Raw genomic sequence first — 19,811 nt, 5'->3', positions numbered from 1 at the left:
TCGGAAAATGGTCTTGGAGGATCCGCTTTTGAGCGCTGCAGTCGGGGTATGAAGGCTGCCGTAAAGGAGCGGCGTGAGCCAGCGTTAATGGACGGCCGGATGACGGCAGATGAGCCTGTTACCCGTAAGGGGACAGGGAATTTGGGTGGTAACACGTGAGAACAACTCTCGTCCCATGGGGACGGGGGTTTTTTGCTATTTACTGCTGTTTTCGTAAAGAGATTGCCTGATACAAACAATCCATTTCACGGTAAAGGAAGGTTACAATGGCAGACAAAAAGACGTTTTATATTACAACGCCAATCTATTATCCAAGTGATAAGCTGCATATCGGGCATGCTTATACTACGGTGGCCGGCGACGCGATGGCCCGCTACAAACGGCTTCGCGGATACGATGTCCGTTATTTGACGGGGACCGATGAGCACGGACAGAAGATTGAACGCAAAGCGGCGGAGGCTGGAAAAACCCCGCAGCAGTTCGTCGACGATATCGTGGCCGGCATCAAGGACCTGTGGAAGAAGCTGGACATATCGAACGAAGATTTCATTCGCACCACGGAGCAGCGCCACACCACGGTTGTACAGGAGGTATTTGAGCGTCTGCTGAAGCAGGATGACATCTACAAGGGCGAATACGAAGGCTGGTACTGTACGCCTTGTGAGTCTTTCTTCCTGGAACGTCAGCTTGTAAACGGCAACTGTCCGGACTGTGGACGACCTGTTGAGCTTGTGAAGGAAGAGAGCTACTTCTTCCGCATGAGCAAATATGTGGACCGCTTGCTCCAGTATTACGAGGAGAATCCGGATTTCATTCAGCCGGTATCCCGCAAGAATGAGATGATCAACAACTTCATTAAGCCGGGTCTTGAGGATCTGGCTGTGTCCCGTACGACCTATGAGTGGGGCGTGAAAGTGAAGAGCGATCCGAAACATGTGATCTATGTGTGGATTGACGCCCTTCTGAACTATATAACGGCACTCGGTTACGGTACAGAGGACACCAGCCTGTATGACAAATACTGGCCGGCTGACGTACACCTGATGAGTAAGGAGATCGTCCGTTTCCATACGATCTATTGGCCGATCATTCTGATGGCGCTCGATGTTCCGCTTCCGAAAAAGGTGTTTGCCCATGGCTGGCTGCTGATGAAGGACGGGAAAATGTCCAAGTCCAAGGGGAATGTGGTTGATCCGGTTACGATGATTGACCGGTATGGTCTTGATGCGCTTCGTTATTACCTGCTGCGTGAAGTTCCATTCGGAGCGGACGGCACCTTTACGCCGGAAAGCTTCGTGGAACGGGTGAACTCCGACCTGGCCAATGACTTGGGTAACTTGTTGAACCGTACCGTGGCCATGGTCGATAAATATTTTGACGGAGTCGTTCCGGCGTTCTCCGCCGGCGTAACGCCGTTTGATGCAGCGATCGAGGAAGCGGCTAAGTCGGTTTATGAGAAAGTCGAAACCGCTATGGAAAATATGGAATTTTCCGTTGCGCTGACGGCCATCAGTCAGTTTGTCAGCCGCAGCAACAAATATATTGATGAGACCCAGCCTTGGACACTGGCCAAAGACGAGAACAAACGGAATGAGCTGGCATCGGTCATGAGTCACTTGGTGGAGACGCTCCGCGTAGCATCAATCCTGCTTCAGCCGTTCCTGACCCGAACACCGAAGAAAATGTGGGATCAGCTTGGCCTGGCGGAAGGCGAATGGACGACTTGGGAGAGCGGACGCCAGTTCGGAGCTATACCGGCTGGAACGAAGCTTCAAAAAGGCGAGCCGATATTCCCTCGCCTGGATACAGAGCAGGAAGTGGCATACATCGCCGAGGCGATGACAGGCGGTACGAAGGCCACTCAGGAAGAGACTTCGACCTCGGCAGCAGATTCGCCGGCCGAGAGCACGGCGGAGCCTGTAGAGCTTAAAGAGGAAATCGGCATTGAGGATTTTGCCAAGGTCGAGCTGCGCGTAGCGCAGGTGATTGCAGCCGAGCCGGTGAAGAAAGCGGACAAGCTGCTTAAGCTGCAGCTTGACCTCGGATTCGAGCAGCGGCAAGTGGTATCCGGTATAGCGAAGTTTTACACGCCGGAGGAATTGGTTGGACGGAAAGTGATTTGCGTAACGAACCTGAAACCGGTGAAGCTTAGAGGCGAAATGTCGCAAGGCATGATTCTGGCCGCATCCCACGGCGATCAGCTGACGCTTGCAACCGTACCGGACGGCATGCCTAACGGCGCAGTTGTCAAATAAAATGCTCTCTCATTGAATTAAGTCGCGATAGACGGTGTACCCTGTTAAAGGGTACGCCGTTATTTTTTCCTTTAATACGGAGGATACAACATCTCTATTGAAAATTAATAGTAAATTTTACGATTTGGTTGACAACGGGCTTTACCTGCTTTTATAATCTTGTTAGTAAAGATTACGATTAATTGATCGGAGCGGATATGGGGAGATGAACATGAACAAGAGAAAGAGAGAGAACAAACTTACCGGTTGGACCTGGAGTGTAACCTCTATCTTATTGGCGGTACTCATCCTGTCGGGATGCGGAAGTAAATCCGGCGGCAGCATTGTAGAGGGCAAGGTAAACGTCATTACGACCTTTTATCCAATATATGAATTTACGAAGGAGATTGGCGGGGATGACGCCAATGTCGTAAATCTTCTGCCAACGGGCGTGGAGCCGCATGATTGGACACCGCGCAGCCAGGATATCGTGAATACTTCCAAGGCCCAGCTGTTTCTCTATAACGGTGCCGGGCTGGAAGGCTGGGTACCGGGATTTTTGAAGGGACTTGATAAAGACACGCAAGTCAAGCCGGTTGAAGTCAGTCACGGCATCCAGCTGATTGATGCTGTGGGAGACGATGGTCATGGACACGGGGAAGCAGCCCACGAAGAGGAACATGATCACAGCCATGAAGAAGGCGCCGAAGCGGAGCACGATCACAGCCATGAAGAAAGTGCCGAAGCGGAGCATGACCACAGCCATGAGGAAGGCGCCGAAGAAGATCATGCAGGCCATGACCACGCAGAAGAGGCAGCCGAGACTAGCACCGACACTCATCATACGGATCCGCATACATGGGTAAGCCCAAAATCCGCCCTGGTCATGGCTGAGAATATCAAGAACAGCCTTGTCGAGGTGGATCCTGAACATAAGGACGGTTATGAACAGCGCTTTGAAGCCTTGAAAGAGAAGCTGGTCAAACTGGATAACGATTTCACAAGCGAGTTGTCCAAAATGCCGAAGAAAGACATTGTCGTATCCCACCAGGCGTTCGGATATCTGTGTCGGGATTATGGCTTGACGCAGCATGCGATTATGGGACTCTCACCGGACGCGGAGCCCAGAGCGCAGGATATTGTGAACCTCACCAAGACGGTAAAAGAGAAGGAAGTTAAATATATTTTCTTCGAAGAACTCGTATCGGATAAACTTGCCAAAACGCTGGCAAATGAAGCAGGCGTGGAAACCTTGGTATTGAATCCGGTGGAGGGACTGACTAAAGAGCAGGCGAGCGGCGGCGAGAATTATTTCACGCTGATGGAGAAAAATTTGCAAAATCTAACGAAGGCTTTACAATAAGGAAGATGGGGGAGCTTATCCCCCTCTTCTTTCGTGTTATGAATGTTTATGAAATTCATATATTAGATAGAAAGACTACAGAGAGAAAGGCGGCCTGGTTATGGAGCCGGCAGCACAGGATTGCCACCAACCTATTGTACAAATCAAGGATGTATCCTTTCATTACCGCGAGCAACAGGTGATCAAGGATCTCAATTTCACCATAAAAGAGCGGGACTTCGTAGGTATTGTCGGGTCGAACGGGGCAGGCAAAACGACGCTGCTCCGCATGATCGTTGGATTGCTGCCTGCCGCCGAAGGGTCTATCGAACTGTTCGGTCAGCCGATCCGTAAGTTTCAGGACTGGGAGCGAATTGGGTACGTTCCGCAGAAAAATTCGTTTAATCCGCTGTTCCCGGCCACTGTGCGTGAAGTTGTCATGTCCGGGCTATATAATCGGAAGAAAATGTTTCGCCGTTTGAACCGCCTGGACCACCAGAAATGTGAGGACGCGCTGGAAGTGATGCGCATTCAGGATATTGCCGATAAGCGGATCGGGGCCCTGTCCGGGGGACAGCAGCAGCGCGTGTTTCTCGCTCGGGCGCTCATCAATCGCCCGGATCTGCTCATACTGGACGAGCCTACGATCGGCATTGATGCCGAGACCCAGGCCGGATTCTTTGAACTGATTACCCATATGCATGCCCATCATCACATGACGTTTTTGATGGTCACCCATGATTTGGACATGGTCAAAGACTACCTGGGAGAATCGCCGGTATCGCAGAACGGAAAAATTCAGTTTTTTGTAAGGCATTCTCATGAAATCGAAAACTGCGCGGAAGTGGATTTGCAGCATTCGCTCGTCTAATGTATAGAAACAAGCTTTTTGAAGCAGGAGAAGGGGACGTTATCATTGCTTGATATTTTGTTTAGCGATTTTTTTCAGCGGGCGCTGATCGGAGGGATTCTGATCGGCATTACAGCCCCGCTTATCGGGATATTCCTCGTGCTGCGCAGGCTGTCCATGATCGGCGATACGTTGTCGCACGTTACGATTGCGGGTGTGGCGCTCGGATTTCTGATCGAAGTATATCCGCTTGCCGCTGGACTTGTGTTCGCGGTGCTGGCCTCATTTGCGATTGAGAAGCTGCGAAAGGCATATAAAAGTTATGCCGAGCTGTCAATCGCCATTATTATGTCTGGCGGCGTTGCGCTTGCTTCGCTGTTTTTCACCCTGGGAATGGGCTATAATACGGATGTTATGAGTTATTTGTTCGGCAGCATCTACACGCTGGATTCCACGGATATTTATATGGTGGGCGGTGTAACCATCGTTGTCATTGCGGTTGTGGTGATGTTCTTCAAGGAGTTCTTCCTGCTCAGCTTCGAGGAGGATGCCGCCAGTGTCAGCGGACTGCCTGTCAAATGGATGAACATGATCATTACGGTACTGACGGCCCTTGTTGTAAGCACCGCCATCAAAATTGTGGGCGCGCTTCTGGTATCCGCATTGTTGGTGATTCCGGTAGCAATCAGTTTACTGCTGGCAAGAAGCTTCCGAAGCTCCATCGTATTATCGGTCATCATCTCCGAAATTGCCGTTATCGGGGGATTGATGCTTGCGGGCGTATTTAATCTGGCACCAGGCGCGACCATCGTGCTGCTGCTGATCAGCCTGCTTATCATTACGCTTGTCGGCAAAAAGGGCTTTACGACATAAGGGGGTTCTGAAATAAAATGGCTGATATTAATATCGGCATCGCGTTTGCTGCCGGTTTTGCTTCTTTTATATCTCCATGCTGTTTACCGCTGTACCCGTCCTACTTATCGATTATTACAGGCATGTCGGTTAATGACTTGAAGAACGATCAGAACCGCAAGGAGGTCCGATTCCGGACCATGACGCATACACTTGCGTTCATCCTTGGGTTTTCTGCTGTTTATTACACCCTCGGTTGGGGGGCAGGCCTGTTCGGGGAGTTCTTCACGGAATATCAAGACTTGATCCGTCAGCTTTCTGCGCTGCTGATCATCGTGATGGGACTTATGCTCATTGGCATTTTCCAGCCCAAGTTTTTAATGAAGGACCGGAAATTCAATTTTAAATCCAAACCGACCGGATACATAGGAACATTTCTGTTTGGCATCGGGTTTGCTGCAGGCTGGTCGCCATGCGTCGGCCCGATTTTAACGGCCATCATCGCGCTGGCAGCTTCCGATCCGGGAACCTGGTTCCCGTTGATTACCTCGTACTCCCTGGGGTTTGCAGTGCCTTTTTTCATCCTGGCTTTTTTCATCGGCTCGACCCGCTGGATTCTCAAGTATTCAAGCACGCTGATGAAGGTCGGCGGCGTCTTGATGATATTGATGGGGGTTCTGCTCTTTACAGATCAAATGTACAAAATTACGATTTGGCTGCAAGGCATTACACCGGAGTGGCTTAAATTTTAAAATCGAGTGGAAGACTGGTTCAATTCATAAGTCATTATTGACATAGGATTGGGCCAGGACTTGCCAACCGGTCTCCAAAACATGTATCATTACTATTGCAGGTAAAAGAGTATTTTGCACGGGTTATGTAATTATAGAAAAGAGGGAATAAGATGCCGACACCTAGCATGGAGGATTATTTGGAGCGCATCTACAAGTTGATCGACGAAAAAGGATATGCGCGCGTTTCGGATATTGCCGAAGGCTTGGAGGTTCACCCCTCATCCGTCACGAAGATGATTCAAAAGCTGGACAAAGACGAATATTTGATCTATGAAAAATATCGCGGTTTGGTTCTGACCAGCAAAGGCAAAAAAATGGGCAAACGGCTCATGGAACGTCATCATTTGCTTGAGGAATTCCTTGAGATGATAGGTGTACAGGATGAAAATATTTATAGGGATGTTGAAGGAATCGAGCATCATTTAAGCTGGGATTCCATTACGAGAATTGAGACGCTTGTGGAGTATTTCAAGCGCGATGAGAATCGACTTCAGGATTTGCGTGACGTTCATAACGAATTAGTCAACGAATCGTAATGTGGCATCTGTCCGCTTGTGACAGATGCTTTTTTAAACTGAACCGTCATATTTCCAGTGTTATATTAATAAGTTAGATTACCTGCAAATTTCATATTTTCGGAGGATTAATAGAAATGAAGCTTCGTAGATGGTTGTTGGTGCTGATTATGTTACTATTGTGTCTCCCGTCGGTGGTCCCAACTGCGCAAGCGAAGGCAGCTCCTATCCGTATTCAGTTGGACGGCGTAACCTTAAACAGTGACGTATCTCCTTACATATTGCCGAAGGTTAATGTAACCATGGTTCCTACGCGGATTATCAGTGAAGGCCTGGGCGCTTCGGTAGCTTGGAATCAGAAGTTAAAGACCGTAACGATCGGGCTGGACGGCTCGAATCTGCAATTGACATCCGGCAGTAAAACCGCGCTTGTGAACGGCTCATCCGTAGCACTTGATGCATCGGTTGAAATTAAGAGCGGCCGGGTTATGGTTCCGCTGCGGTTTGTCAGCGAGAACCTGGGTGTGCAAGTCGAATGGAACCAAGCGGCACAGCGTATCTCGCTGACCACAGGCACGGACGTTGTTCTTCCACCACCGGTATCCAATGGGGATGAAGTCAGAGGCGCCTGGATATCCACGGTGTTCAATCTGGATTGGCCGAAAACAAAGACCAGTGCAGAACAGCAAAAGGCATCTTACATCGCCTTGCTGGATTCGCTCCAGGAAGTTGGCATCAATACCGTGTACGTGCAGGTACGTCCGGCTGGCGATGCATTGTATCCATCCACTATGGTGCCATGGTCCAAGGTGCTGACAGGCATTCAAGGAGCAGGCATAAACGGAATATGGAGTTCCACGCATGGTTTAATCCTTTCCGGGCCAATACCGATATTTTGACGGCATCGCTCGATCCATCCCACGTTGCGCTTAGCCACCCGGATTGGATCGTGAACACAGGCAAGCAGCTGTACATCAATCCAGGGATCCCGGAAGCTCGTCAGCATATCATCGATACCATTATGGAGGTCGTGAACGGATACGATATTGACGGTATTCACCTGGATGATTACTTCTACCCATCGAATACGGTCTTCAAAGATGATGCGGCATACCGCCAATACAATCAAGGTGCTTACGCAAACCTCGCAGATTGGCGTCGCGGAAACATCAATGCATTTGTGCAATCGCTCGGTGAGAGCATTCACCGTGTGAAACCGGACGTTGAATACGGAATCAGTCCTTTCGGCGTATGGCGTAACCAGTCCGTGGATAAGACGGGATCGGATACGAAAGCCGGCGTGACGGCTTATGACAGCATGTATGCTGATGTGAGGGCCTGGATCCAGAACGGCTGGATCGATTACGTGGCTCCGCAAATCTATTGGAGCATGAGTAATCCGGCCGCCGACTATGATAAGCTGGTGGACTGGTGGGCCGGCGAAGTACAAGGAACCGGCGTAGATCTCCTGATCGGGCATGCCCCCTACAAACTGGGAACCAGCGAAATCGGTTGGCAGAGCGCATCGGAGATCATCAATCAATTGAAGTACAATCAGAATTATGCCGAGGTTAAAGGCAGCATTTTCTTTAGAGCAGAGAATATTTTAAGTAATCCGTTAGGCATTAAAGATCAATTGCAATCATATTATAGATGAATCGGCACGTCCCATAGGTATGAAACATCCCCCGCGCTCATACATAGTCATTAGACCATGTGAGGCGGGGGATTTTATATGCAAATTAATGCGGTATTTGAAGGTGGGGGAGTGAAGGGGATCTCGCTTGCCGGGGCTGTCAAGGCGGCGGAGAATGCCGGCATGGAATTCAGCCGTGTTGCCGGAACGTCCTCCGGTTCGATCGTGGCATCCGTGCTGGCAGCAGGCTACCGGGCAGACGAGATCAAGCGCATTATTGAGGAGACGCCCTTTCATTCGTTTCTCCAGCGAGCGCCGATTTTTAATACGAAGTTTATCGGTCCCGCCTTGCGGGTGTTGATTAAGAAAGGGCTGTATTCCGGAGAAGCCCTGGAGAACTGGATTCGGGAAATCCTGCTTGCCAAAGGGATATTTACGTTCTCGGACATCCCGGCAGGCAAGCTGTATATCGTGGCTTCGGACATTACGAATGGAAGGCTGCTGGTGCTTCCGGATGACCTTCGCCAATATGGCATAAACCCCGCAACATTTCCCGTGGCCAAGGCTGTGCGCATGAGCTGCAGCATTCCGTATTTTTTCGATCCCGTCATTCTTCGCTTATTGGGCAGGGCCGCCAAAGGTAAGTCGTTCGGCGAACAATTTGTATACATTGTGGATGGGGGACTGCTCAGCAACTTTCCGTTATGGCTCTTTGATCGCGAGTCGAAGGGGGGACCTAAGCCGCTGCCAGTGCTTGGCTTCCAGATGGTCGGGAAGAATAGTAACTTGCCCCATTTGATTGATGGCCCGATCGGCATGTTAACCGCCATGTTTGAGACGATGCTTTCCGCTCACGATGAACGTTATATTGAACAGCAAAACCGGAATCGAACGATTAAAATTCCGACACTTGGCATTGGTACCACTCATTTTAATCTGACCAAGGAGGAAAGCGAGAATTTATACAATTCGGGGTTAACGGCGGGTACGATGTTTTTCGCCCGCTGGAAATCCGAACATTAAAAAACCGTCCGGCCGGCATGAGTTAGCACGGTTGGACGGTTTTCTTCTTAGTGATATTTAGGAACATCATCGGATGGGTCCGGTTTTCCTTTTTGCCCATCGATAACCTGAAACGGGTACTGTTTACGTTTTGCAGCTGGATTGCTCTTCCGTGCGGTGCTATGTTTAGCCGCCAGCTTAGCTGCCGTTCGCTTGGAAGGTTTCACCTTAGGCCGCTTGTTAAAACGACGAGGCGGGAACTTATAGAGCACATACACGACAGCTACAATAATGAGTGGAATCATAATATTCATTCTTGATCCAGGATCTAACAGGAATACCAGTAGCCCTATGGCGGCTAACGTGATCGCCGTCCAAAAAATGATCGCATGCCTTCTCATGGATTATCACCCTTTCGCGGGATCCAGCACACTTCCTGTCACAGATTGGTGAACTGTAACATTCTCGTATTGAGCATCTAACTCACGCATTCTGTTAAAGGATGCGATGGATACTTCAACTTGATCATCAGTAGGTTCCTTCGTCGTTAAAAGCTGCAGCCACAGACCGGGATATCCGAGGAAACGGAGTACCGGCATGTCTCGCATGGCATTGGTAAGTTTCAGGAACTCAAAGGAAACGCCAAGCACGACCGGTAGAAGCGCGATTCTTTGAATGACCCGCTGCGTCATGGTATCCCATGGCACCACCGAGTAGACGACAACGCCGAGAACAATGGTCAGCATCATGAAGCTGCTGCCGCAGCGATAATGCAGTCGCGTATATTTCTGAACATTCTTCACCGTCAGCTCTTCGCCGGCTTCAAATGCGCTGATGACTTTGTGTTCGGCGCCGTGGTACTGGAACAGTCTTTTAATGACAGGTGTCTGGGAGATTGCCCATAAATACACGAGCAGCAGTATTAATTTAATGACGCCTTCAATCAGGTTATGCACAATATAGTGATCAAATGTATCGCCAAAAAAGAAATCCTCTACAAAAACAGGAACGAGTGTAAACAGCAGCTTACCGAATATGAAGGAAAGCACGCTGACGGCGGCCACACCGATGATCATGCTTAGACTCCAGCCTGAGTCTTCTTTCTCCTTCTGTTTTTCACGTTCTTCCGGCTCCAGGGTATCGTCAGCATAAGCATCCGCAGAGTAGTTCAAATGTTTGGAACCTTTAATTGTAGAATCTATGAGACTGACGATGCCGCGAAGAAGCGGAATCTTCCGCAGCTTTCGAACCCAAGCCTTGTCTTCGCGAGGCACCTCGAGAAACTTGATTTCGTTATTTTTACGCCGCACGGCCGTCACATTCACATGCTTGCCGCCGAACATAACGCCTTCGATTACAGCTTGGCCTCCATAGCTGATAGGGGTTGACTTATCGGACAACCAGTTCACCCTCCCTGACATGTTTTTCGTTCTATGAACTATTGTATCGAATTTTGAAAGTAATTTCTAGTTGGATTAGGGCAGGGGAAGCGGAGCATACTACCTTCAGAGATGAAATGGAGTAACAGCGGGCATTCGATAACTGACAAAGAGGAGAATCAATAGATGCATGAACATCAATTTCGCAAGCAGAACCAGGTCACCAATCCGTTTACGTTTGCCCTGGAGCTGGGCTATTATGCGGGCCTGATCTGGGGGGCCGTGCTTTGGATATTTTACTGGCTAAAATTCACGAAGGTGCTGCCAGGCTTTTTGCTGGAGCCGTTCTTCAAGCATGAGTTCCTCGCGACGACAGCTGGCCAAATTGCCGGTTGGCTGTCCTTTATCGCGTTTTCCGTCATCGCTTCCCTCATCTATGTCACCTTGTTCAGGAAGCTAAAGGGCCCATGGCCCGGGATTGCATACGGAATCGTATGGTGGGCGGTGCTGTTCGTCGCGCTCAATCCATGGCTTCGGCTGACGGATCCGGTGAAGAAGCTGCCTTGGGATACAAACATCTCTGAGGTTTGTATTTTTATATTATGGGGACTATTTATCGGTTATACGACTGCGCAGGAATTCACCGATGAGAAACTGCGCGAACCGAAGAAGGTGACGGGCTAGCCAAGAAAAACTTCTCAACCCTGTCCCGCCTATGGTAAAATAGCTTTTGGTTATTTGACGAAAAGGTGGGAAGCCCTATGAAATCCATATGGGTGATAAACGGACCGAACTTAAACCTGCTCGGCTTCCGTGAACCGGGCATTTATGGTTCACTCAGCCTGCAGGCGATCGAAGATAATTTGCGTAAACAGGCGGATCTCGCCGGTATCGGTATTACCTTCTATCAGTCTAATCATGAGGGTGCTATCATCGACCGTATTCATGAAGCTATTGGACAGGCGGACGGCATACTTCTTAACCCGGGAGCACTGACTCACTACAGCTATGCTGTACGTGATGCCATCAGTTCTGCCCGTATGCCGACAGTGGAAGTTCACCTATCGAACATTCATGCCAGGGAGGAATTTCGTCATACTTCCGTCATCGCACCTGTTGCTGTCGGACAAATCGCGGGTTTTGGCGCAGCGAGTTACACACTGGGCTTGTCGGCCCTTTTGCAAGTCCTGAACGACCAAGAAGGATAGCTAATCCGATCAGATATTAGAAAGCTTTAACCGAGAGGTTGCTTTTTGTTATCAGAAGAATTACAGCTAACCGTAACTGGCTGCTTAGAAATACGTCGAAGATGTTTTTCTTGTGCCGGCTTGGAAATGGGTGAGAGGAGAGGTTAGAATGAGTAACAAACGAGTGGTTAAACTGCGCGAGAAACTTCAGACTAAAGGCTTAACAGCTATGATGGTGGCAAGCCCGATCAACCGCAGATATTTGACAGGCTTTACCGGGTCTGCCGGCGACTCAAGCTCCACAGCAAGCCGTCGGCTTTCAAGTGGTTGAGCATGGACCGAAGGTCATGGAGACGGTCAAGGAATTGCTATCTTCCGAGGGAATAACATCGCTTGGATTTGAACAGGACCATGTTACATACGGCGTATTTTCGACCTATTCGGAACAGCTCGCGCCAATTAGCCTGGTGCCGGTTTCAGGTCTTGTAGAGGATCTGCGCATATTCAAGGATGCGGAAGAATTGAGCATTATGCAGCGGGCTGCCGATTTGGCTGATCAGACGTTCAGCCATGTGCTGACGATTCTGGCTGCCGGCAAAACGGAGCGTGAAATCGATCTGGAGATGGAAATGTTCATGCGCAAGCATGGCGCAACCGCGTCTTCCTTTGATACCATTGTCGCTTCCGGCGAGCGTTCGGCTCTTCCGCACGGTGTTGCCAGCGAGCGAGTGATTCAAGGGAACGAATTCGTTACGTTTGATTTCGGTGCGCTGCTTGACGGATACTGCTCCGATCTCACCAGAACCGTTGCGCTCGGAAGTCCTGATCCTAAGCTGAAGGAGATCTATGATATCGTGCTGGAAGCGCAGCTTCATGCACTGGATCATATTAAACCTGGCATGACAGGACGCGAGGCAGACGGCTTAACCCGTGATATTATTACCCGTTATGGATACGGGGAATACTTTGGTCACAGCACCGGGCATGGATTGGGCATGGAGGTTCACGAATCTCCAAGACTGTCCAAGCTGAGTGATGATGTGCTGCAGCCGGGCATGGTGGTAACGGTGGAGCCGGGCATATACCTGCCCGGGCTTGGCGGTGTCCGTATTGAAGATGATATCGTGTTTACGGAATCGGGTATTCATATACTAACAAGCTCGTCCAAAGACTACACTGTGCTTTAGGTGACTGTTCAAAAAGCTAGCTTTTTGAACTTGTACTTTAGGAAAATTGTGTACTATATTAATTAGACCGCATCCTTAGGAGGGAATCTTAGTGATTTCAGTAAACGATTTTAAGACAGGTTTGACCGTAGAAGTAGATGGCGATATATTCACCGTTTTGGATTTTCAGCACGTTAAACCTGGTAAAGGCGCAGCTTTCGTTCGTTCCAAATTGAAAAACCTTCGCAACGGCAACACCGTCGAGAAGACGTTCCGTGCAGGCGAAACGATTGGCCGTGCCATCATCGACAACCGTGGGGTTCAGTATCTCTATGCCAGCGGTCAAGAGCATGTCTTCATGGACAACGAAACTTACGATCAATTCAGCTTGACCAGTGAGCAGCTGGAGTGGGAGCTTAACTTCCTGAGAGAGAACATGAACGTTAACATCATCAGCTACCAAGGCGAGATCCTCGGGATCAACCTGCCTAACAGCGTGGAGCTGAAGGTCGTTGAAACCGAGCCGGGAATCAAAGGCAACACGGCTACGGGTGCAACGAAGAATGCGAAAGTGGAAACCGGCCTGAATGTACAAGTACCGCTGTTCATTAACGAAGACGATGTGCTTCTGATCGATACACGCGAAGGTAAATACATCTCCCGTGCATAGTAGGCTTTAAAACGGGACCCTTCAACGATTGACGGGTGCCAATATCTTCTAAACAACGAGGACTCCTGTACGTATGTACGGGAGTCTTTTTGCGATGGGTGAAAGCCGGTGACATAAACCTGAGTTCTTTTTGCCTTGAAAAGCCTTGACGGGATGACTCACTTTCGTATTATACTGTTTTAAAGTGAGAAACCACCTGAATGCTGTTACATACTGATATTAGTGGGGAGTGAAAGAAGCATTGTCACTGTACGTCATGAAATTCGGAGGCAGCTCTGTAGGGGATACAGAACGTATGAAGCGTGTTGCCAGAAGAATTGTAGAGAAACAAGATGAAGGTCATCAATGTGTAGTCGTGGTGTCTGCTATGGGGGATACAACAGACGATTTGATTGACCAGGCAAAGCTGTTGAACGAGAATCCACCGGCACGGGAAATGGATATGCTGATGACCACGGGAGAGCAGATATCCATATCACTGCTATCCATGGCTATTCACGGTCTCGGACGCAAGGCAAAGTCTCTTACCGGCTGGCAGGCGGGGTTCCGTACGGAAGCGGTGCATGGCAAAGCCCGTATCACGGATATTATGCCTGAACGCGTGTTTAAAGCGCTTGATGAAGGGAATGTCGTCATTGTAGCGGGATTCCAGGGAATGTCGGAAGACGGAGAGATTACAACGCTTGGACGCGGGGGATCAGATACCACGGCGGTTGCTCTTGCGGCTGCCATTCAAGCGGATGTATGTGAAATATATACGGATGTGGACGGGATTTACTCCACGGATCCGCGGGTTGTCAAATGTGCGCGGAAGTTGAAGGAGATTTCCTATGACGAGATGCTGGAGCTAGCCAATCTTGGTGCAGCTGTTCTTCACCCGCGCGCGGTTGAGTATGCGAAGCATAATCAAGTGAAGCTTGTCGTCAGATCCAGCTTTAATCATAACGAGGGTACGGTTGTTAAGGAGGAAGCAAGCATGGAACAAGGTGTGGTTGTCAGCGGAATTGCATTTGACAAGAATGTGGCAAGAATCAGTATTCTGGGCGTTTCCGATACGCCGGGCGTTTTGGCTCAAGTGTTCGGAGAGCTTGCGAAAGAAGCGATTGATGTTGATATTATCGTACAGAGCGGTGTCCAGAACGGCGAAGCAGACTTTTCCTTTACCGTTTCCTTGGCCGATCGGGAGCGTGCGTTGTCGGTTATCGAACAAATCCGCGGCAAGATTCCGTATCGTGACGTTACCTCGGAAGATCATCTGGTGAAAGTATCGATTGTTGGTGCCGGAATGGTCAGCCATCCGGGTGTGGCGGCGCAAATGTTTGATGTCATCTCCCGGCAAGGGGTCAGCATCAAGATGGTCAGCACGTCCGAGATCAAAGTATCCTGTGTCATTGAAGGAACCAATCTGGAAGGTGTCGTACAAGCGCTTCATACCGCGTACGGACTGGATACGGATCAGCAGGCTTCCGTTGGCGGACCGCAGGTGCGTCGATAACCTGTTTTTAATGGAATAATTTATGCAATCATATCGATATTAAATAGAGTTAATCCCGGTCCATATCGGCCGGGATTTTTTGCGTTGTCCGAAAGATTCAAAGTTCGCTTCTATGAAATTGAAAAAATAGAGATAAAACGAGAGTGGCTCGCATATTTTTAAACATCACACTTGTGAACAAGGAAGAAGGAGGATATAGAGCATGCTGGACAAGTTTGTCGCTAGTATGGCCACGCTTCGTTTTTTCTCCGGCAGTCTCGAGATTGTGGCGGCCATCATCATGCTGCGCCTGAACCAGGTCGATAAAGCGCTGGCTGTGAATTCCGCTCTGGCTTTTATGGGCCCGCTGATCTTGATTCTGACAACAACGATCGGACTCGTGGGAATGGCGGATAAATTGTCGTGGGGGAAGATCGGCTGGATTTTGTGCGGCGTTTCCTGTCTCTTATACGGCGTTTTAAAAAAATGATAGATTCGCTGCATATTTTTCAGGTACAAGCATACACATGGGATATGAAGTTCTCTTATTAGAAGATGATCAAAAAGGACAACCTGGGGGAAATTGATATGACATTGAACTGGTTAGACCTGTTTCCCGAGACCGTAAAACGGATGCTGCTGAACCTGTCGAAAGAGCTTCTCGATCATGTGGAGGAGGTACGTATCCGGGAGGAACGTCCGCTGGAGATTAATTCGGCGGGCAAGCATCATTTTCTGGATCGGCGCGGCGGGCTCACTTTGCGGCCTGATGAAGCGTATAAGCCGACGCGTGAAGATACCCATAGGTTGCTGGATCTAATCAGTAACCATTCCCTCTACACCATGGAAGAGGAATTGCGAAAAGGGTTTATCACGATACCTGGGGGTCATCGGGTCGGGCTCACCGGCCGGACGGTGCTCAGCGGTGGCAAGGTTGAACACATTCGGGATATTAGCGGATTTAATGTCCGGATTGCCAAGGAAGTTCAGGGTGCGGCGGATGACATCATCCCGCATTTACTCGACCGGAAACGGAAAAGGGTAATGCACTCGCTGATTTTATCCCCGCCCCAGCAAGGCAAGACCACGCTGCTTCGGGATCTGGCGAGGCAGATCAGTTACGGCAAATGGGGGAAATCGGCCGTGCATTGGCCGGGAATGAAGGTAGGCATCATTGACGAACGTTCTGAAATCGCCGGTTGTCTGCGCGGAGTCCCTGGATTCGACGTAGGTCCGCGTACGGATGTGCTCGATGGCTGTCCGAAAGCTGAAGGGATGATGATGATGATCCGTTCGATGTCCCCGGATGTGTTGATTGTGGACGAGATCGGTCGGCCGGAGGATGCGGAAGCCGTCATTGAAGCCTTGCATGCGGGAATCAGCGTCATAGCAACGGCACATGGCTCGTCCATACAAGATATGCGGGGGCGACCAGCACTCGCCGGTCTTCTGGAGAACCGGATGTTTGAGATGTATGCCGTTCTTAACAGAACGGGCGACCACAGATCATTCAAGCTGTTTGACGGAGGTCAGCGAACGCTTCAGACGGCTGCAGCCGGTCCGCCGGGCGGTGATGCCTATGCTTAAACTGGTCGGGGCTGTGCTCGTGCTGGGAGCTGGAACTTTAGCCGGATTTTATCAGGCCCAGCAATTCGCGGCAAGACCCAGGCAGCTGCGAGAACTCATTCTCGCGCTTCAACGGCTGGAAACGGAGATCAGCTACGGCTTGACGCCATTACCCGATGCGCTGGAGCGAATTGGCGATTCCCTTCGTGAACCGCTCAGATCATTATTTGCCGCAGCCGCGCTTTACATGAGGCCCGACTACGGGTTATCCGCACAGGAAAGCATCCGCAAGGCACTGGGCGAATACTGGAAACGAACATCGATGAAAAGTGCCGAGCGTGAGGTGTTGGAGCAGCTAAGCGGCGTTCTTGGCACCAGTGACAGGCAGGACCAGATCAAACATATCGCTCTGGCCGTGGGACAGCTCAAGCATGAAGAAGCAGCGGCAAGGGATGACCAGGTCAAATATGAAAAAATGAGCAAAAGTCTGGGACTGCTCATTGGAGCATTGATCGTCATTTTGATCTTTTAGCGAGGTGCCAAGGGAAATGAACATTGAAGTGAACGCCATCTTCCAGATCGCCGGCATTGGGATCATCATTGCCATGATCCATACGGTCCTGAAACAGATGGGGAAAGAGGATATGGCACATTGGGTGACCCTTATCGGGTTTGTGGTTGTGCTGTTTATGGTCGTCAGACTGCTTGACGATTTGCTCAAGGAAATCAAAAGTATTTTTCTATTCCAGTAGGTGGACCTTTATGGAAATTATCCAGGTGGTAGGACTGGGCATCATCGCTACCGTGCTGATCTTGGTTGTCAAGGAACAGAAGCCGCTCTTTGCCTTTCTTCTCGCAGTGGCGACCTCGCTCCTCATCTTCCTGTTCCTGATCGGGAAGATCGGAAATGTCTTATCCATGCTGGAAGATTTGGCGGAGAACTCCGGTGTCCAGATCATCTATTTAAAGACCGTTCTGAAAATTATCGGAATTGCCTATATCGCGGAGATGGGGGCCCAGATCGTACGAGATGCCGGACAGGAATCGATCGCATCCAAAATAGAACTGGCGGGAAAAGTGCTCATATTGGTGCTCGCTGTACCGATTATCGGGATCATCATCGAGACGGTCCTGAAGCTCCTCCCGGCTTGAAAAAGGTGGGGGGACATGGTTACAGGAGTAATACCTCGAAAAGGCTTGGCCGTGTTTCGTCTACTGATCCTGATGTTGTTTATGAGCGGATTGTTCTGCGGAACGATAAGTGCGGCTGACGCGGCAAACCCAGCCGATGAGTGGGTTGAGCAGCAGACGCAGGAGCTTCCGACAGACCAGGTCGAGAAATACTGGGACCGGCTCATGAAGGATTACGGCGGTTTCTTCCCGGATGGAAAGACGCCGTCCCTGATGGATATGCTGCTTCCGGGCGGCGACGGTCTTAGCTTCAAAGGGGTTATGTCCGGCATCGGAAAATATTTGTGGCACGAGGTGCTCTATAACGGCAAGCTGCTGGCAACCATCGTGATGCTGAGCATCATGAGCCTGATCCTTGAGAATCTGCAGACGGCCTTTGAAAAAAGCACCGTGAGTCGGGTTGCCTATACGATCTGTTACATGGTTGTCCTTGTCATTGCCGTTAACAGCTTCAGCATCGCGATAGGATATGCCCGGGACGCCATTACCCAAATGATCGATTTCATGATGGCGATGCTTCCCCTGCTTTTTGCACTGATGGCTTCGATGGGGAATGTGGTGACCGTCTCGGTGGCTCATCCGCTAGTCATCTTCATGGTACATACGGTAGGTACGCTGATCAGCACGGTTGTGTTCCCGCTTCTGTTCTTCTCGGCTTTGCTGCACCTGGTTAGTTCGCTATCCGAAAAGTACAAGCTAACCCAGCTTGGCAACCTGCTGCGAGGAATTTCGATGGGTGTTCTGGGCGTGCTGCTTACCGTGTTCCTGGGTGTCATCTCCGTCCAGGGACTGACCAGCTCGGTAACGGATGGGGTGACGATCCGGGCAGCCAAATATGTAACCGGCAATTTCGTCCCGGTAGTCGGCAAGATGTTCGCAGACGCAACGGATACCGTGATCTCTGCCTCATTACTCGTCAAGAATTCCATCGGGCTGGCAGGGGTCATCATTATTTTGTTCCTATGCGCATTCCCTGCGATCAAGATCTTGACGCTTGCCTTGATATATAACATCGCGGCGGCCGTTATGCAGCCGCTAGGAGACACCCCGATCGGCACCTGCCTGCAGACGATCGGGAAGACGATGCTGTATGTTTTTACAGCCTTGGCCGCAGTCAGTATGATGTTCTTCCTGGCCATAACGATTCTGCTCACGGCAGGCAACATTACCGTCATGATGAGGTGAGGCAGAACATAGAAGGCGGCCAATGCTTAGGAGGAATGGCGAATGGACTGGCTTGGAGGTTGGTTGAAAAGCGTCATCATGGTGGTTCTCTTTGCAGCCTTCGTTGATTTGATACTGCCCGGCAAGGCGCTTGAACGGTACGCCAGATTAGTCTTGAGCCTGTTGATTCTGCTTACGCTGCTTAGCCCGATTATCGCATTGATAACGGATCCCCCCGAGAATCAACTGGCGATGGAGCTGGAGCGGCAGGAGAAAGGGCTGCCGGAAGAGGTTCAGCTGGAGCATATTTTGGCACAGGCCGAGAAGCTGAAGGAAACGCAGCAGAGCCAAAGCCTTCAGTGGGCAGGCAATGAATTAGCCCGGGTGATGAAAGAAGAGATTGCGGCAGAAACGGGGGAAGCGGTCCAGGAGGTCAAGGTGGTGCTGGCTGCAGTTGCTGGACAGGACAAGGGATATGCAGGCGCTGCGATACGCTCCGTTGACGTAAGGCTGGTTGGAGGTGAATCGGAGAATGCAGAGGTAGACAAAAGGGAGGGTAAGGAGCCCATCAGCATAGAACCCGTGGATTCCGTTCAGGTGAATGTTGAATCCATGCAATCGGAACGGGATGAAAAGGCAGCGGTGAAAGAGAATGCAGAAGCAGTGAGCAAGGCCGAAGAAGCAAGAGCAGACCCGGTTCGGGATTACATTAGCCGCCGGTGGGATTTAGAGCCGGATCTGATCACGATATACATGCCAGGGCAGGAGCAGGATAAAAAGCTGTAGCGG

At 50.2% G+C, this 19,811-nt stretch carries 20 protein-coding genes and 2 pseudogenes; 20 read left to right on the top strand and 2 right to left on the bottom strand.

Annotated elements, in window-relative coordinates:
• Positions 1 to 266 precede the first annotated feature (266 nt).
• From metG to ACPV3A_RS06065, 8 genes and pseudogenes are all read left to right on the top strand, one after another.
• On the top strand, positions 267 to 2,255 hold the full coding sequence (metG, locus tag ACPV3A_RS06100) for a methionine--tRNA ligase (protein ID WP_339222990.1): 1,989 nt from the start codon (positions 267 to 269) through the stop codon (positions 2,253 to 2,255).
• 211 nt (positions 2,256 to 2,466) lie between these two features.
• Positions 2,467 to 3,597, top strand: coding sequence for a metal ABC transporter solute-binding protein, Zn/Mn family (locus tag ACPV3A_RS06095; protein ID WP_426198447.1), 1,131 nt, complete (start codon positions 2,467 to 2,469; stop codon positions 3,595 to 3,597).
• Between the two features lie 100 nt (positions 3,598 to 3,697).
• The gene (locus ACPV3A_RS06090) at positions 3,698 to 4,447 is read left to right on the top strand and encodes a metal ABC transporter ATP-binding protein (protein WP_071223831.1); all 750 of its coding nucleotides are present in this window, start codon (positions 3,698 to 3,700) and stop codon (positions 4,445 to 4,447) included.
• A gap of 45 nt (positions 4,448 to 4,492) precedes the next feature.
• Entirely contained in the window at positions 4,493 to 5,299 is an 807-nt protein-coding gene (locus tag ACPV3A_RS06085) for a metal ABC transporter permease (RefSeq protein WP_194545121.1), read from the top strand.
• A gap of 17 nt (positions 5,300 to 5,316) precedes the next feature.
• Positions 5,317 to 6,030: a cytochrome c biogenesis CcdA family protein gene (locus tag ACPV3A_RS06080; protein WP_194541856.1), complete on the top strand. Its 714-nt coding sequence runs from the start codon at positions 5,317 to 5,319 to the stop codon at positions 6,028 to 6,030.
• 152 nt (positions 6,031 to 6,182) lie between these two features.
• The gene (gene mntR / locus ACPV3A_RS06075; RefSeq protein WP_009591262.1) at positions 6,183 to 6,608 is read left to right on the top strand and encodes a transcriptional regulator MntR; all 426 of its coding nucleotides are present in this window, start codon (positions 6,183 to 6,185) and stop codon (positions 6,606 to 6,608) included.
• 116 nt (positions 6,609 to 6,724) lie between these two features.
• Positions 6,725 to 8,244 (top strand): annotated as a pseudogene (locus ACPV3A_RS06070) (family 10 glycosylhydrolase).
• Positions 8,245 to 8,322: 78 nt separating this feature from the next.
• On the top strand, positions 8,323 to 9,246 hold the full coding sequence (locus ACPV3A_RS06065; protein ID WP_071223835.1) for a patatin-like phospholipase family protein: 924 nt from the start codon (positions 8,323 to 8,325) through the stop codon (positions 9,244 to 9,246).
• A 47-nt stretch (positions 9,247 to 9,293) separates the two neighbouring features.
• Here ACPV3A_RS06065 and ACPV3A_RS06060 read toward each other — a convergent pair whose 3' ends face one another.
• Both ACPV3A_RS06060 and ACPV3A_RS06055 read right to left on the bottom strand, forming a co-directional pair.
• Entirely contained in the window at positions 9,294 to 9,626 is a 333-nt protein-coding gene (locus ACPV3A_RS06060) for a hypothetical protein (protein WP_071223836.1), read from the bottom strand.
• A gap of 6 nt (positions 9,627 to 9,632) precedes the next feature.
• Positions 9,633 to 10,625 (bottom strand): DUF1385 domain-containing protein, encoded by a 993-nt coding sequence (locus tag ACPV3A_RS06055; protein WP_426198446.1) that lies wholly within the window; start codon positions 10,623 to 10,625, stop codon positions 9,633 to 9,635.
• Between the two features lie 165 nt (positions 10,626 to 10,790).
• On the opposite strand from ACPV3A_RS06055, the gene ACPV3A_RS06050 reads away from it, so the two are divergent.
• The 12 genes and pseudogenes from ACPV3A_RS06050 to spoIIIAF all read left to right on the top strand — a co-directional run bounded on the left by ACPV3A_RS06050 (position 10,791) and on the right by spoIIIAF (position 19,808).
• On the top strand, positions 10,791 to 11,288 hold the full coding sequence (locus ACPV3A_RS06050; RefSeq protein ID WP_216530912.1) for a YqhR family membrane protein: 498 nt from the start codon (positions 10,791 to 10,793) through the stop codon (positions 11,286 to 11,288).
• A 77-nt stretch (positions 11,289 to 11,365) separates the two neighbouring features.
• Complete coding sequence (aroQ, locus tag ACPV3A_RS06045) at positions 11,366 to 11,812, top strand: type II 3-dehydroquinate dehydratase (protein ID WP_426198445.1); 447 nt, start codon at positions 11,366 to 11,368, stop codon at positions 11,810 to 11,812.
• Positions 11,813 to 11,960: 148 nt separating this feature from the next.
• Positions 11,961 to 12,978 (top strand): annotated as a pseudogene (locus ACPV3A_RS06040) (M24 family metallopeptidase).
• Positions 12,979 to 13,069: 91 nt separating this feature from the next.
• Entirely contained in the window at positions 13,070 to 13,627 is a 558-nt protein-coding gene (efp, locus tag ACPV3A_RS06035) for an elongation factor P (protein ID WP_009591242.1), read from the top strand.
• Positions 13,628 to 13,868: 241 nt separating this feature from the next.
• Complete coding sequence (locus ACPV3A_RS06030; protein WP_071223842.1) at positions 13,869 to 15,122, top strand: aspartate kinase; 1,254 nt, start codon at positions 13,869 to 13,871, stop codon at positions 15,120 to 15,122.
• Positions 15,123 to 15,324: 202 nt separating this feature from the next.
• Positions 15,325 to 15,591 carry a YqhV family protein gene (locus ACPV3A_RS06025; RefSeq protein ID WP_071223843.1) on the top strand — a complete coding sequence of 89 codons (267 nt, stop codon included), beginning with the start codon at positions 15,325 to 15,327 and terminating at the stop codon, positions 15,589 to 15,591.
• A 98-nt stretch (positions 15,592 to 15,689) separates the two neighbouring features.
• Positions 15,690 to 16,688, top strand: a complete 999-nt coding sequence (spoIIIAA, locus tag ACPV3A_RS06020; RefSeq protein ID WP_194541863.1) for a stage III sporulation protein AA — start codon at positions 15,690 to 15,692, stop codon at positions 16,686 to 16,688.
• A complete protein-coding gene (spoIIIAB, locus tag ACPV3A_RS06015) occupies positions 16,681 to 17,199 on the top strand; it encodes a stage III sporulation protein SpoIIIAB (protein WP_194541864.1) in 519 nt (172 codons plus the stop codon). The genes spoIIIAA and spoIIIAB overlap by 8 nt, the downstream gene beginning before the upstream one ends.
• A gap of 16 nt (positions 17,200 to 17,215) precedes the next feature.
• The gene (gene spoIIIAC, locus ACPV3A_RS06010; RefSeq protein WP_007129715.1) at positions 17,216 to 17,419 is read left to right on the top strand and encodes a stage III sporulation protein AC; all 204 of its coding nucleotides are present in this window, start codon (positions 17,216 to 17,218) and stop codon (positions 17,417 to 17,419) included.
• Between the two features lie 10 nt (positions 17,420 to 17,429).
• A complete protein-coding gene (spoIIIAD, locus tag ACPV3A_RS06005) occupies positions 17,430 to 17,819 on the top strand; it encodes a stage III sporulation protein AD (protein WP_071223846.1) in 390 nt (129 codons plus the stop codon).
• A gap of 15 nt (positions 17,820 to 17,834) precedes the next feature.
• Positions 17,835 to 19,043, top strand: a complete 1,209-nt coding sequence (gene spoIIIAE / locus ACPV3A_RS06000; protein WP_220685914.1) for a stage III sporulation protein AE — start codon at positions 17,835 to 17,837, stop codon at positions 19,041 to 19,043.
• Positions 19,044 to 19,085: 42 nt separating this feature from the next.
• Positions 19,086 to 19,808, top strand: coding sequence for a stage III sporulation protein AF (spoIIIAF, locus tag ACPV3A_RS05995; RefSeq protein WP_220685913.1), 723 nt, complete (start codon positions 19,086 to 19,088; stop codon positions 19,806 to 19,808).
• Positions 19,809 to 19,811: the final 3 nt, after the last annotated feature.

The organism is Paenibacillus sp. Dod16 (assembly GCF_049893405.1).
Taxonomy (GTDB): Bacteria; Bacillota; Bacilli; order Paenibacillales; family Paenibacillaceae; genus Paenibacillus_AQ.
The sequence above is the reverse complement of the archived record's forward strand: the minus strand, read 5'-3'. Positions and strand labels throughout refer to the sequence as shown.

Excerpts from the sequence above, each read along its gene's own strand:
- spoIIIAD (WP_071223846.1), top strand. The coding sequence starts at position 17,430 with ATGGAAATTATCCAGGTGGTAGGACTGGGCATCATCGCTACCGTGCTG.
- spoIIIAF (WP_220685913.1), top strand. The coding sequence starts at position 19,086 with ATGGACTGGCTTGGAGGTTGGTTGAAAAGCGTCATCATGGTGGTTCTC.
- ACPV3A_RS06080 (WP_194541856.1), top strand. The coding sequence starts at position 5,317 with ATGGCTGATATTAATATCGGCATCGCGTTTGCTGCCGGTTTTGCTTCT.
- metG (WP_339222990.1), top strand. The coding sequence starts at position 267 with ATGGCAGACAAAAAGACGTTTTATATTACAACGCCAATCTATTATCCA.
- ACPV3A_RS06065 (WP_071223835.1), top strand. The coding sequence starts at position 8,323 with ATGCAAATTAATGCGGTATTTGAAGGTGGGGGAGTGAAGGGGATCTCG.
- spoIIIAE (WP_220685914.1), top strand. The coding sequence starts at position 17,835 with ATGGTTACAGGAGTAATACCTCGAAAAGGCTTGGCCGTGTTTCGTCTA.
- ACPV3A_RS06090 (WP_071223831.1), top strand. The coding sequence starts at position 3,698 with ATGGAGCCGGCAGCACAGGATTGCCACCAACCTATTGTACAAATCAAG.
- spoIIIAC (WP_007129715.1), top strand. The coding sequence starts at position 17,216 with ATGAACATTGAAGTGAACGCCATCTTCCAGATCGCCGGCATTGGGATC.
- aroQ (WP_426198445.1), top strand. The coding sequence starts at position 11,366 with ATGAAATCCATATGGGTGATAAACGGACCGAACTTAAACCTGCTCGGC.
- mntR (WP_009591262.1), top strand. The coding sequence starts at position 6,183 with ATGCCGACACCTAGCATGGAGGATTATTTGGAGCGCATCTACAAGTTG.
- spoIIIAA (WP_194541863.1), top strand. The coding sequence starts at position 15,690 with ATGACATTGAACTGGTTAGACCTGTTTCCCGAGACCGTAAAACGGATG.
- ACPV3A_RS06060 (WP_071223836.1), bottom strand. The coding sequence starts at position 9,626 with ATGAGAAGGCATGCGATCATTTTTTGGACGGCGATCACGTTAGCCGCC.
- spoIIIAB (WP_194541864.1), top strand. The coding sequence starts at position 16,681 with ATGCTTAAACTGGTCGGGGCTGTGCTCGTGCTGGGAGCTGGAACTTTA.
- ACPV3A_RS06025 (WP_071223843.1), top strand. The coding sequence starts at position 15,325 with ATGCTGGACAAGTTTGTCGCTAGTATGGCCACGCTTCGTTTTTTCTCC.
- ACPV3A_RS06050 (WP_216530912.1), top strand. The coding sequence starts at position 10,791 with ATGCATGAACATCAATTTCGCAAGCAGAACCAGGTCACCAATCCGTTT.
- ACPV3A_RS06095 (WP_426198447.1), top strand. The coding sequence starts at position 2,467 with ATGAACAAGAGAAAGAGAGAGAACAAACTTACCGGTTGGACCTGGAGT.